Source organism: Mycobacteriales bacterium, assembly GCA_040902655.1.
Lineage (GTDB): Bacteria > Actinomycetota > Actinomycetes > Mycobacteriales > SCTD01 > SCTD01.
In genome coordinates this window covers 39,632-51,511 of record JBBDWV010000017.1, presented here as the reverse complement: position 1 = coordinate 51,511, position 11,880 = coordinate 39,632, and the positions used below count along the sequence as shown (strand labels likewise).

The window sequence follows — 11,880 nt, the reverse complement described above, 5'->3', positions numbered from 1 at the left end:
CCGGCCCGGCCGGACGCTCCAGGGCGATCTGGTCCTCGAACCGGGTGACGGTGATGCGGAACGGCCGCCCTGCGTCCAGCCCCGCCTCGACCGCCGCGCCCACGTCGTTGACGTGCACGTGCACGTTGAACAGGCCATCCCCGCCGACGACGACGAGCGAGTCGCCGAGCCGGGCCAGCACCTGCTGGAGCGTCGCGACCGCCTCGTCCTGCGCGTCCCGGAGCAGGAACTGCACCTCGTAGCCGTACGCGTCGCTGCCGGTCTCCCGCGCGGTCACCAGGCCGCTCCGGTCCCGGGCCACCAGGAGCTGCGGCACCGCCGACACCGTCGCCGTCTCCCCCGTCACCACCTGCTCGAGCGCCTCGAGCAGGACACACAGCCCCCGCCCACCGGCGTCCACAACCCCGGCGGCCCGGAGCTGGGGCAGCAGGTCGGGGGTGCGGGCCAGCGACCGGCCGGCCGCCGACCGCGCCTCCCGGACCACCGCGGCCAGGTCCCCCTCGAGATCCGCGACGGCCTCGGCGCACTCCCGCGCGACGGTCAGCAGCGTGCCCTCCACCGGGGTGCCGACGGCGGCGTAGCCGACCTCCGCGGCGCGGGTCAGCGCCCGCCGCAGGTCGGCGGCCGAGCCGGATCCGGCGGCGGCCAGCACCTCGACCAGCCCGCGGAGCAGCTGGGACAGGATGACCCCGGAGTTCCCGCGGGCGCCCATCAGCGCGCCGTGCGCCATCGCCTCGCAGGTGGCCGCCATGTCCGCGGGAGCGGCCCGCACCGCCTCCTCGACCGCCTCCATCGTCAGCAGGAGGTTCGTGCCGGTGTCGCCGTCCGGAACCGGATAGACGTTGAGGTCGTCGATCTCCTCCCGCGCGGCAGCCAGGCCCACGCGGGCCGCGGCGCACCACCGGCGCAGCGCGACGGCGTCGAGCACCTGCAGCACGCTCTGGCCTCCTCGGGTGGACCGCCGTGGACTCCGGCGGAGGCTAGCCGTCCTGCTACTGTGTGGTGGTCGTCCGGCGCCAGACCGGACCGTGCGACCTCTTCCCGTTCAAGATCCTGGAGTGACCGTGGCTGCGACCTGCGACGTGTGTGGCAAGGGCCCCGGCTTCGGCATGTCCGTCAGCCACTCCCACCGGCGCACCCGCCGCCGCTGGAACCCCAACATCCAGACGGTGCACGCGCTGACCGGCCCCTCGGGGAAGACCCCGAAGAAACTGGGTGTCTGCACCTCCTGCATCAAGGCCGGCAAGGTCGTCCGCGCCTAGCTGCCCCTGCCAGGGGACCCGGCTCGACCCGCACGGTCAGCTCTCTCGTTCGAGAGGGCTGTCGCGTCGCGCCCGTGATGTGTACGCTCGCGGCGGTCGCAAGTCCTGCTCGGTTTCCCCGCGTGGTTCTTCGCCTGTCCCCGCGGACCGGGGACCGGCACGACTCGGTCCCGCGGAGTGCGGAGCCGTACCAGCAAGAGAGAGACAGGCAACATGGCTCAGGGTGCAGTCAAGTGGTTCAACGCGGAGAAGGGCTTCGGCTTCATCGCCGTCGACGGCGGGGGTGCGGACGTCTTCGTCCACTACTCCGCGATCCAGTCCGACGGCTACCGCTCGCTCGATGAGGGGCAGCGCGTGGAGTTCGAGATCACCCAGGGCCAGAAGGGCCCGCAGGCGGACGCGGTGCGCCCGATCTAGTCTCGCGACCCGCACGTCCCGAAGGCCTCGGTCCCCGCGACCGGGGCCTTCGGCGTTGGGCGACTGCGCGCCCTCGCGTACGGTCCGCGGCATGGACTTCTGGTGGTGCCTCACCCACGGCCGGGTCGAAGAAGGACCGGGTTGCCCGAACAAGGAACGGCTCGGGCCGTACGCCACTCATGAGCGGGCCGCGACGGCCCTGGATCGCACCCGGGCGCGCACGGCGGAGCAGGACGCCCTCGACGAGGCCGAGGAGGGCCGGGATCCGGGATGAGAGCGGGGCACGGCTATCGGCGCAGGCGCCAGCCGTGGTCGACCGGACCCAGACCGGCTCCCAGCGCGAAACCGCCGGCGATCGCGCCGGTGACGTAGTTCTTGGCGGCCGCGACGGCGGCCGGCACCGAATCACCGAGCGCCAGCCGCGAGGCGATGGCGGAGGCCAGCGTGCAGCCGGTGCCGTGGGTGTGCCGGTTGTCCAGCCGCGGCGTGCGCAGGACGTGCTCGACCGTCCCGTCAGTGAGCAGGTCGACCGGCTCACCCGGCAGGTGGCCGCCCTTCACCAGCACCCAGCAGGGACCGAGCGCGAGCACGGCGTCGGCCGCCCGCCGCAGCCCCGTCTCGTCCGCGACCCGGACGCCGGTGAGCTGCTCGACCTCAGGGAGGTTCGGCGTGACGACGGTGGCCAGCGGGACGAGCTGGGCGCGCAGCACCTCGACCGCCTCGTCCTGCAGCAGCGGGTCACCGTGCTTGCTCACGCCCACGGGATCCACGACCAGCCGCGCGTCGACGGAGCGCAGCCGCCCGGCCACCGCGTGTACGAGTGCAGCGGAGGCCAGCATCCCGGTCTTGACGGCGTCCACACCGATGTCGCCGAGCACGCTGTCCAGCTGCCCCTGGACCGCCTCCACGGGCAGCTCCCAGTAGCCCTGCACCCCGACGGAGTTCTGCGCGGTCACGGCGGCCACGACGCTCATGCCGTGCACGCCGCACGCCAGCATGGTCTTGAGGTCGGCCTGGACACCCGCCCCGCCGCCCGAGTCCGAGCCGGCGACGGTGAGCACCCGCTTCACGAGAAGTGCTCCCATCCCTGAGGTTCGACCGGAGAGCCGCCGATGGTGACGCCGTCGCCCGGGACGACGCGACCGATGCGGCGCACGCCGCGCGGCAGCGGCGTCCCCCGCGGCACCGTGGCCAGCAACGCATGGTCCTCACCGCCGTGCAGCAGCGCCCGCTCGACGGCGTCGTCCCCGAGCAGGCCGCGCAGGCCCTCCAGGGAGGCGTCGTCCACGTGCTCCAGCGCGATCCGGACCCGGCCGGCGGCGGCCAGCCGGCCGGCGTCGGCGACCAGGCCGTCGCTCACGTCACACATCGACGTCGCACCCGCGTCCGCGAGCAGCGGGCCGGCCGCATACGGAGGCTGCGGTGCGCGGTGCCGCCCGACCGCCTGCGCGGCCTCGTCCGGGACCGGCGGCACGGCGCCGGGATCCTGCGCCGACGCCGTGCCGCGGGACAGCAGGAGCAGGCCCAGCGCTGACCAGCCGAGCGCCCCCGCGAGCACGACGTCGTCCCCGACCGCGGCCCCCGCCCGGGTCACCGGGGCGCGGCCGGCGAGGTCGCCGAGCGCGGTGACACTGACGACGATGCGGTCGCCGGTCACCGTGTCGCCGCCGACGACGACGGCGCCCACGAGGGCACTCTCGTCACGCAGCCCGTCGGCCAGCCCGGTCGCCCAGCTCACCGGGAGCCCGCCCGGGGCGGCCAGCCCGACCAGCAGGGCGGTCCCGGTCGCGCCCATCGCGGCGACGTCGGACAGGTTCGCGGCGGCGGCCTTGCGACCGACGTCGTACGCACTCGACCAGTCCGAGCGAAAGTGCACGCCCTCGACCAGGACGTCGGTCGTGGCGACCACCCGCCCGTCCGGGGCCAGGAGGACCGCGGCGTCGTCGCCGGGCCCGAGAAGCACCGCCGCAGACGTCCCGAGGCGCTCCACCACCCGCTCGATCAGCCCGAACTCCCCCACCTCACGTGCTGTAGCGTCCGGCACCACGCCAGCCTCCCAGAAGGGTCCATCTCGTGCCGGTCCAGGCCTACATCCTCATCCAGACGGAGGTCGGCAAGGCGGCGGCCGTCGCCGAGGCGATCGCCGCGCTCGACGGGGTCGCGCAGGCCGAGGACGTCACGGGCCCCTACGACGTGATCGTGCGCGTGGAGGCCAACACGGTCGACGAGCTCGGGAAGCTGGTCGTCGCCCGCATCCAGGGCGTCGACGGCATCACCCGCACCCTCACCTGCCCGGTCGTCCACCTCTGAGCGTCCGGCCCGTCGCCGGGGCAGCGCTGCTGCTCCTGGCGGCCTGCACCTCCGAGCCGGCCCCGCCGCCTCCCCTGGCGACGGGGCCGGTCGACGTGCCGGTGCCGTCCGCGGTCCCGCCGGAGGTGCAGGCCGCCTGCACCGCCCTGTCGGCCGCGCTCCCCGTCGAGGTGGACCCCGGCGTGCGGCGACGGCCGGTCGTCGGCGACCAGCGCCTCACCGCCGCCTGGGGTGACCCGCCGGTGACGCTCGAGTGCGGCGTCCCGGACCCCGACGGGTCCGAGGAGTCGGTCGTCGTCAACGGCGTCACCTGGTCGGTGCGCGAGATCGGTGCCGGCCACCGCTGGACGACCAGCGCACGGACCGTGAACGTCGCGGTCCAGATCCCGGACAGCTACCCCAACGGCGCGGAGATCGTGCTCCCGCTCGTCGAGCCGATCCAGGCGGCCCTGCCACCGATGCCCAGCCCGACGCCGAGCCCCTCGACCGGTGCGGCGCCGACCCCCTCCACGCCGAGCCCGGCCGGCTGAGCCCGCCGCGACGGGTCAGCGCAGGCCCGTACCCCGGCGCAGCGCCGCCTGGACCAGCCGGTCGACCAGCTCGGGGTAGCCGACACCGGAGGCGGCCCACATCCGCGGGAACATCGAGGTCGGGGTGAAGCCCGGCATCGTGTTCACCTCGTTGACCGTGAGCCCGCCGTCCGCGCCGACGAAGAAGTCGACCCGGGCCAGACCCTCGCAGTCCAACGCGTCGTACGCGAGGCGGGCCGTCGCCTGCAGGCGCCCGGTCACGTCGGCCGGCAGGTCAGCCGGCACGTCCAGCTCGGTGGCGCTGTCGAGATACTTCGCCTCGAAGTCGTAGAAGTCGTAGTCCCCGACCAGGCGCACCTCCGCGGGCAGGCTGGCCTCCGGGTGGCCGTCGGCGTCCTCCAGGATCCCGCACTCCACCTCGCGGCCGGGCACGGCGGCCTCGACCAGGATCTTCGGGTCGCAGCGCAGCCCGGCCGCGACGGCGACCGGCAGGTCGGCCAGGTCGTCCACCTTGGTGATGCCGATGCTGGAGCCGCCGCGGGCCGGCTTGACGAACACCGGCAGGCCGAGCGCGCGGACCTCGTCCTCGACCCCGTCCCGGTCGGTCTCCCAGCGCGCTGCCCGCACGACCACCGCCGGGGCGACGGCGACACCGGCCGCAGCCAGCAGCTTCTTGGCCACCGCCTTGTCCATTGCGGCCGCGCTGGCCAGCACCCCCGAGCCGACGTACGGGACGCCGGCCAGCTCGAGCAGCCCCTGCACCGTGCCGTCCTCGCCGTACGGCCCGTGCAGGACGGGGAAGACGACGTCGATCCGGCCGAGCAGCCCGGGGCCGTCCTCGAGCGGCACCAGCCCACCGACGGTGGGGTCGCCAGGCAGCGCCACCGCCCGGCCGTCCTTGACCGACGGGAGTTCGCGGCCCGACAGAGCGAGCAGTGCCGGGTCGTCGGGCCCCAGCACCCAGCGACCCTCGGGCGTGATGCCGACGGCGACCACGTCGTAGCGGTCCCGGTCCACCGCCGCCAGGATGCTGCCGGCCGAGACGCAGGAGATGGCGTGCTCGGTGCTACGGCCGCCGAAGACGACGGCCAGACGGGTGCGGCTCACACCGCCGACCCTAGACGGAAACGACCGGCGGCCCGCGGCTCAGAGCCCGTCGAGGGCCTGCTCGAGGTCGGCGACCAGGTCCTCGGGATCCTCCAGGCCGACGCTGAGGCGCACGGCGCCCGGGTCGATCCCGGCAGCGGCGAGCGCCGTGTCGGACAGCTGCCGGTGAGTGGTCGTGGCCACGTGGCTCACCTTGCTGTGGGTGCCGGCGAGCGACGTGGCGATCGACACCAGCCGGAGCCGGTCGCACAGCGCCAGGCCGGCTGCGCGGCCCCCCTCCGGTGTCAGCGTGATGATCGCGCCGTAGCGGCCGGGGTCGAGCAGCCGGCCGGCCAACGCGTGGTCGCGGTGGGTCGGCAGCCCGGGGAAGTCGAGGTGCTGCACCCGGGGGTTCCCGGCCAGCGCGGTGGCGACGGCGACCGCGCTGCGGCAGTGCCGCTCCATCCGCAGCGGCAGGGTGGCCAGTCCGCGGTGGAGCAGGAAGGCCTCGTCCGGCGCGAGCATCCCGCCGAGGTCGATCCGGTCGCGACGCACCTTGGCCATGAGTTCCGGCGAGCCGACGGCCACCCCTCCGGTGCTGTCGCTGTGGCCGCCGATGTACTTCGTCGCGGAGTGCACGACGACGTCGGCACCGTGCTCGAGCGGGCGGCAGACGGCCGGGGAGGCGAAGGTCGAGTCGACGACGAACGTCACGTCGGCCTGCCGGGCGATCGCCGCCAGAGCAGGAAGATCTGCCACGCTCATCGTCGGGTTGGCCAGCGTCTCGCCCCACAGGACTGCGGTCTCCGGCCGGAGAGCGGCGCGCACCGCGTCCAGGTCGGTGCCGTCGACGAACGTCGTGCCGACCCCGAAGCGGTCCAACACCGAGGTCAACAGGCCGTACGTCCCCCCGTAGACCGCTCGCGGGGCGACGACGTGCGCGCCGGCGCGGGTCAGGGCCGTCAGCACCGTCGAGATCGCCGCCATCCCGGAGCCGAAGGCCTGGCCGGTGACCTCCCGGTCGAGGTTCACCCCCTCCATCGCGGCGACCGCCTGCGCGAACGCGTCGGAGGTGGGGTTGTCGACCCGGGAGTAGGAGTAGCCGCGCTGCGCACCGCTCAGCAGGTCGGCGTACTCCTGTGCGCTGCCGAAGCGGAAGGCGGCGGTGCGGTGAATCGGCAGCCCCATCGGGCTCTGCGTCAGGACCGGCGCTGCCGGCGGGTGGACGGCGCGGGTGCTCTCACCGCGCGGGGCGGTGCCTCGGGAGGACATGCGCCCAGCCTGCCATCCGCGTCACTCGCTCTTGGCTTCGCGCGTCATCAGGCCACGGACCATCTCCTTGGGCGTCATGCCCTCGTGGACGACCGCCACGACATGCTCGGTGATCGGCATGTCGACGTCGTGCTTGCGGGCGAGGTCCAGGATCGACCGGCAGCTCTTGACCCCCTCCGCCGTCTGCGGCTTGCCGGCCAGGATGCCCTCGAGCGTCTCGCCGCGGCCGAGCCGCTCGCCGAAGGTGCGGTTGCGCGACAGCGGGGAGGTGCAGGTCGCGACCAGGTCGCCGAGCCCGGCCAGACCCGAGAAGGTCAGCGGGTCCGCGCCCAACGCCGCTCCGAGGCGGGCCGTCTCCGCCAGGCCGCGGGTGATCAGCGAGGCCCTGGTGTTGTCGCCGAAACCCATCCCCTCGGCCATCCCGGTCGCCAGCGCGATGACGTTCTTGACCGCGCCGCCGAGCTCGCAGCCGACCACGTCGACGTTGGTGTACGGGCGGAAGTAGCCGGTCAGGCAGGCGGCCTGCAGCCGCCCGGCCGCCCGCTCGTCGGTGCACGCGACGACGGTGGCAGCCGGCTGGCCGCCGGCGATCTCCTTGGCCAGGTTGGGCCCGGAGACCACGGCCACCCGGCTGGCCGGCACGTCGGCGACCTCGCAGACCACCTCGCTCATCCGCTTGGTGGTGCCGAGCTCGACGCCCTTCATGAGGCTGACCAGCAGGGTGCCGCGGCCGAGAACGGGCACGACGGCAGCGAGGTTCTCGCGCAGGCTCTGGGACGGCACGGCCAGCACGAGGAAGTCGGCGCCGGAGACGGCCTGCTCGGCATCGGCGGTGGCGGTGAGGCGGGCCGGAAGCGTGATCCCGGGCAAGTAGTCGGGGTTCTCGTGCCGGTCGCGCACCGCCTCGGCCAGCTCCGGCCGGCGGGCCCACAGCACGACGTCGGTACCGGTGTCCGCCAGCACCTTGCCGAAGGCGGTCCCCCAGGAGCCTGATCCCAGCACCGCCGCACGTGTCACGCCGTCCTCCGTCCGTCGCCGTCCGTCCGTTGCCGTGCGTCGGTTGCTGTCCGTCGGCCGCTGCCGCGGTGGTCCCACCGGCGTGCTCGCCACTCTGCCTGCACCCTGATCCTCCCGTGCCGCTGCCCGCCGTGTCGAGGCGCCCCTGCGGTGGCTGCGAGACTTCCGCGTCGTGCCTCCCGCCGCTGTGCGCCCCGCCTGGGGTGCGGTCGTCCCCGTCAAGCGGCTCGACGTCGCCAAGTCCCGCCTCGGCGCGTACGGCGACGCCGCACGCCGAGCCCTGGCTCTGGCCTTCGCGACCGACGTCGTGGCGGCGGCGCTGGCCTGCCCGGCCGTCGGGCAGGTCCTCGTCGTCACCGACGATCCGCACGCCGCCGCCACGTTGGCCGCACTCGGCGCCCGCGTCGCACCGGACGATCCGGACGGCGGCCTGAACCCCGCGCTCGCGCACGGCGCCGACCTGCTGCGCGCCCGGGAGCCGCAGCTGGGCGTCGTGACGGTGTCCGCCGACCTCCCGTCCCTGACACCGCTGGACCTCGCGGAGGTGCTGGCCGCCGTCCCCGCCGGCGGACGAGCGTTCGTCGCCGACTCCGCCGGCACCGGCACGACCCTGCTCGCGGCGGCGGCGCCCGCGCCCCTCGCCCCGTCGTACGGACAGGGCTCGCGGGCCCGGCACCGCAGGTCCGGGGCGCTCGAGCTGCCCGGTACCCCGGCGCTGCGGCGGGACGTCGACACGCCGGCGGATCTGCGGGCGGCGATCGCCCTCGGAGTCGGTGCCCGCACCGCGGCGGCGGCCGCCGGTCTGCCGCCGCTCCCCTGACAGGTGCACGATGGCGCCGTGAGCATCCACCTGCAGGCCGGCGGTCAGGGCACCGACGGCACCGCCCGCGCCGTGGCCGGACCGGACGACCTCCCGCTGCCGGACGACCGGTTCCTCAACCGTGAGGTGTCCTGGCTCGACTTCAACGCCCGGGTCCTGGCGCTGGCGCACGATCCCGGCGCGCCGCTGCTCGAGCGGGTCAAGTTCCTGGCCATCTTCGCGAGCAATCTCGACGAGTTCTTCATGGTCCGCGTCGCCGGGCTCAAGCGCCGGCACACGACCGGGCTCGACGTGCGCAGCGCCGACGGCCTCGGGACCCGTGAGCAGCTCGCGTGGATCTCCCGCCGGGCCCGCGAGCTGGCGTCCGAGCACGCCCGGTCCTTCCTGGAAGACGTCCGCCCGGCGCTGGCCGATGCCGGCCTGCAGATCGTCCTGTGGCGCGATCTGCCTGCCGAGCAGCAGACTCGGCTGCACGACTGGTTCCGCGCCCAGCTGTTCCCGATCCTGACCCCGCTGGCGGTCGATCCGGCACACCCCTTCCCGTACATCAGCGGGCTGTCGCTGAACCTCGCGGTGCTGGTGCGCGACGCGGACAGCGGCACCGAGCACTTCGCCCGCGTCAAGGTCCCGAACAACGTCAAGCGGTTCCTGCAGGTGACCGCCGACGGAGCAGCGGCCTTCCTGCCGCTCGAGGAGCTCATCGGGGCCCACCTGCAGCAGCTGTTCCCCGGGCTCGAAGTGCTGGCCCACCACCCGTTCCGGGTGACCCGCAACACCGACGTGGCGGTCGAGGAGGACCGGGACGAGGACCTGCTGCAGGCTCTCGAGCGGGAGCTGGCCCAGCGCCGCTTCGGCCCGGTGGTGCGGCTCGAAGTGGCCGACGACATCGACCCGCACGTGCTCGACCTGCTCGTCCGCGAACTCGAGATCACCGATGACGACGTGGTGCAGGTGCCCGGCCTGCTCGACCTGTCGTCGCTCTGGCAGCTCTACGGCGCAGACCGGCCCGACCTCAAGCACGACGCCTTCGTCCCGGCGACGCACCCGCGGCTGACCGAGAACGAGACAGCCGCCGACATCTTCGCCGTCCTGCGCGAGGCCGACGTGCTCGTCCACCATCCGTACGACTCGTTCGCCACCAGCGTCCAGCGCTTCGTCGAGCAGGCGGCCGCCGACCCGCACGTACTGGCCATCAAGCAGACGCTCTACCGGACCTCGGGTGACTCGCCGATCGTCGACGCGCTCGTCGACGCCGCGCAGGCCGGCAAGCAGGTGGTGGTGCTCGTCGAGATCACCGCCCGCTTCGACGAGCAGGCCAACATCCGGTGGGCGCGTGCGCTGGAGAAGGCGGGTTGCCACGTCGTCTATGGCCTGGTCGGCCTCAAGACCCACTGCAAGACCTCGCTGGTCGTGCGGCAGGAGAAGGGGCAGCTGCGGCGCTACGCCCACATCGGGACCGGCAACTACAACCCCAAGACGGCCCGCATGTACGAAGACTTCGGCCTGCTGACCGCCGATCCCGAGGTGGGCGCCGACCTGACCGACCTGTTCAACACGCTGACCGGCTACAGCCGGCAGACGGGCTACCGGATGCTGATGGTCGCGCCGCACGGCGTGCGGTCGGGACTGGTCGCCCGCATCCGCACCGAGGCCGGGCACGCCAGCGCGGGCCGGCCGGCCCGGGTGCGGATCAAGGCCAACAGCATCGTCGACGAGCAGGTCATCGACGCCCTGTACGGCGCCAGCCGGGCGGGTGTCGAGGTGCAGCTGCTGGTCCGCGGGATCTGCGCCCTGCGGCCGGGCGTGCCCGGGCTGTCCGAGACGGTGCACGTCCGCAGCATCGTCGGGCGCGTCCTCGAGCACTCGCGGGTGATGGTCTTCGGCACCGGCGACCGGGCCGAGCACTGGCTCGGCAGCGCCGACCTGATGCACCGCAACCTCGACCGCCGGGTCGAGACGCTGGTGCGGGTGAAGGACCCGGCCGTCGCCACGCAGCTCGATGCCGTGCTGGACAAGGCGATGGCGCCGACCACCCGCCATTGGGTGCTGGACTCCGCCGGTTGCTGGGAGCAGCGACCGGAGCCGGGGCAGCCGGCCGACGACCTGCACGTCGACCTGATGCGCCGCGTACACGAACGCGGCGGCGATGCCTGAAAGTCAGGCCTGTCCGGTGAGTCGTGAGGTGCGCGCGGCCGGTGGGGTGCTCTGGCGGCGGGTCCACGACCAGGTCCAGGTCGCCCTCGTGCACCGGCCGAAGTACGACGACTGGTCGCTCCCCAAGGGCAAGCTCGACCCGGGCGAGCTGCCGGTGGTCGCGGCCCTGCGCGAGGTCTGCGAGGAGACCGGCTTCGGCGCCGTCGCCGGGCGCACCCTCGGCACGAGCCGGTACCGCGTGCTGGACCGGGGGCGGGACGTGCAGAAGACCGTGCGGTGGTGGGCCATGCGGGCCACCGAGGGGACCTTCCTTGCCGGTGCGGAGGTCGACCTGCTGCGGTGGCTGCCGTTGCCGGCCGCACTCGCCCGGGCCAGCTCCGGCTACGACTGCGCACCGCTTCGGGCCTTCGCGGCCGGACCGGCGGACACGACGAGCGTCCTGCTCGTACGGCACGGATCGGCGGGCGATCGTGCGTCCTGGGCCGGCGACGACGACCACCGGCCGCTGGACGAGGCGGGGGTGGCGCAGGCCGCCGCGGTCGCGGCCATGCTGCCCGTCTACGCGCCGACGCGGGTGCTGTCGGCTCCGGTGGTGCGCTGCATCCAGACGGTCCGCCCGCTGGCCGACCGTCTCGGCCTGGCCGTCGAACCGGTCGAGGCGGCACGTGAGCCGGAACAGCACCCCGCAGGCGAGCTGACCCGGCTGCTGTGGGAGCTCGCGGCCGGCGGACGACCCGCGGTCGTCTGCAGTCAGGGTGGTGCCATTCCGGAAGCTGTACGGGCGCTGAGCGGCCTGCCGGAGGTGCGGGCCCACAAGGGCAGCGTGTGGGCGCTGAGCTTCGCCGGTGGCCGGCTGGTCGACGCCGACTACACCGCCCGGCTGGTCGGCTGAGAGCAGACATGCCGAAAGCCCCGGCATGCCGGGGCTTTCGGGGGTGGAACGCGACTACCGGCGAGCGGCCTTCTTGGCCGGAGCCTTCACGGCCTTCTTGGCCGGAGCCTTCACGGCCTT

At 74.1% G+C, this 11,880-nt stretch carries 14 protein-coding genes; 8 read left to right on the top strand and 6 right to left on the bottom strand.

Going from position 1 to position 11,880, the window contains the following annotated elements:
- Positions 1 to 937, bottom strand: a 937-nt coding sequence (locus WD794_05020) for a DAK2 domain-containing protein (protein ID MEX2289672.1), incomplete at its 3' end; no start/stop codon positions are given.
- A gap of 127 nt (positions 938 to 1,064) precedes the next feature.
- On the opposite strand from WD794_05020, the gene rpmB reads away from it, so the two are divergent.
- The 3 genes from rpmB (at position 1,065) to WD794_05005 (ending at position 1,953) form a co-directional block, all read left to right on the top strand.
- Positions 1,065 to 1,262: a 50S ribosomal protein L28 gene (rpmB, locus tag WD794_05015; protein ID MEX2289671.1), complete on the top strand. Its 198-nt coding sequence runs from the start codon at positions 1,065 to 1,067 to the stop codon at positions 1,260 to 1,262.
- 213 nt (positions 1,263 to 1,475) lie between these two features.
- A complete protein-coding gene (locus tag WD794_05010; GenBank protein MEX2289670.1) occupies positions 1,476 to 1,679 on the top strand; it encodes a cold-shock protein in 204 nt (67 codons plus the stop codon).
- Positions 1,680 to 1,770: 91 nt separating this feature from the next.
- Entirely contained in the window at positions 1,771 to 1,953 is a 183-nt protein-coding gene (locus WD794_05005; protein ID MEX2289669.1) for a hypothetical protein, read from the top strand.
- Between the two features lie 13 nt (positions 1,954 to 1,966).
- Here WD794_05005 and thiD read toward each other — a convergent pair whose 3' ends face one another.
- Both thiD and WD794_04995 read right to left on the bottom strand, forming a co-directional pair.
- Positions 1,967 to 2,764, bottom strand: coding sequence for a bifunctional hydroxymethylpyrimidine kinase/phosphomethylpyrimidine kinase (gene thiD, locus WD794_05000; GenBank protein MEX2289668.1), 798 nt, complete (start codon positions 2,762 to 2,764; stop codon positions 1,967 to 1,969).
- Positions 2,746 to 3,726: a thiamine-phosphate kinase gene (locus tag WD794_04995; protein MEX2289667.1), complete on the bottom strand. Its 981-nt coding sequence runs from the start codon at positions 3,724 to 3,726 to the stop codon at positions 2,746 to 2,748. The genes thiD and WD794_04995 overlap by 19 nt, the downstream gene beginning before the upstream one ends.
- 26 nt (positions 3,727 to 3,752) lie before the next feature.
- Here WD794_04995 and WD794_04990 point away from each other — a divergent pair, with 26 nt between their 5' ends.
- The gene (locus WD794_04990; GenBank protein ID MEX2289666.1) at positions 3,753 to 3,989 is read left to right on the top strand and encodes an Lrp/AsnC ligand binding domain-containing protein; all 237 of its coding nucleotides are present in this window, start codon (positions 3,753 to 3,755) and stop codon (positions 3,987 to 3,989) included.
- A 95-nt stretch (positions 3,990 to 4,084) separates the two neighbouring features.
- The gene (locus tag WD794_04985; protein ID MEX2289665.1) at positions 4,085 to 4,519 is read left to right on the top strand and encodes a DUF3515 family protein; all 435 of its coding nucleotides are present in this window, start codon (positions 4,085 to 4,087) and stop codon (positions 4,517 to 4,519) included.
- A 15-nt stretch (positions 4,520 to 4,534) separates the two neighbouring features.
- On the opposite strand, the gene WD794_04980 is transcribed toward WD794_04985, so the two are convergent.
- From WD794_04980 to WD794_04970, 3 genes are read right to left on the bottom strand one after another with little or no spacing between them, the layout of a single operon-like run.
- Positions 4,535 to 5,626 carry a D-alanine--D-alanine ligase family protein gene (locus tag WD794_04980; GenBank protein MEX2289664.1) on the bottom strand — a complete coding sequence of 364 codons (1,092 nt, stop codon included), beginning with the start codon at positions 5,624 to 5,626 and terminating at the stop codon, positions 4,535 to 4,537.
- Positions 5,627 to 5,665: 39 nt separating this feature from the next.
- The gene (locus WD794_04975; GenBank protein ID MEX2289663.1) at positions 5,666 to 6,877 is read right to left on the bottom strand and encodes an aminotransferase class I/II-fold pyridoxal phosphate-dependent enzyme; all 1,212 of its coding nucleotides are present in this window, start codon (positions 6,875 to 6,877) and stop codon (positions 5,666 to 5,668) included.
- A gap of 21 nt (positions 6,878 to 6,898) precedes the next feature.
- Positions 6,899 to 7,894 (bottom strand): NAD(P)H-dependent glycerol-3-phosphate dehydrogenase, encoded by a 996-nt coding sequence (locus tag WD794_04970; GenBank protein ID MEX2289662.1) that lies wholly within the window; start codon positions 7,892 to 7,894, stop codon positions 6,899 to 6,901.
- Positions 7,895 to 8,066: 172 nt separating this feature from the next.
- On the opposite strand from WD794_04970, the gene cofC reads away from it, so the two are divergent.
- From cofC to WD794_04955, 3 genes are all read left to right on the top strand, one after another.
- Positions 8,067 to 8,714 carry a 2-phospho-L-lactate guanylyltransferase gene (gene cofC / locus WD794_04965; protein ID MEX2289661.1) on the top strand — a complete coding sequence of 216 codons (648 nt, stop codon included), beginning with the start codon at positions 8,067 to 8,069 and terminating at the stop codon, positions 8,712 to 8,714.
- A gap of 72 nt (positions 8,715 to 8,786) precedes the next feature.
- Positions 8,787 to 10,868, top strand: a complete 2,082-nt coding sequence (locus tag WD794_04960; GenBank protein ID MEX2289660.1) for an RNA degradosome polyphosphate kinase — start codon at positions 8,787 to 8,789, stop codon at positions 10,866 to 10,868.
- A 16-nt stretch (positions 10,869 to 10,884) separates the two neighbouring features.
- The gene (locus WD794_04955; protein ID MEX2289659.1) at positions 10,885 to 11,760 is read left to right on the top strand and encodes an NUDIX domain-containing protein; all 876 of its coding nucleotides are present in this window, start codon (positions 10,885 to 10,887) and stop codon (positions 11,758 to 11,760) included.
- Positions 11,761 to 11,880: the final 120 nt, after the last annotated feature.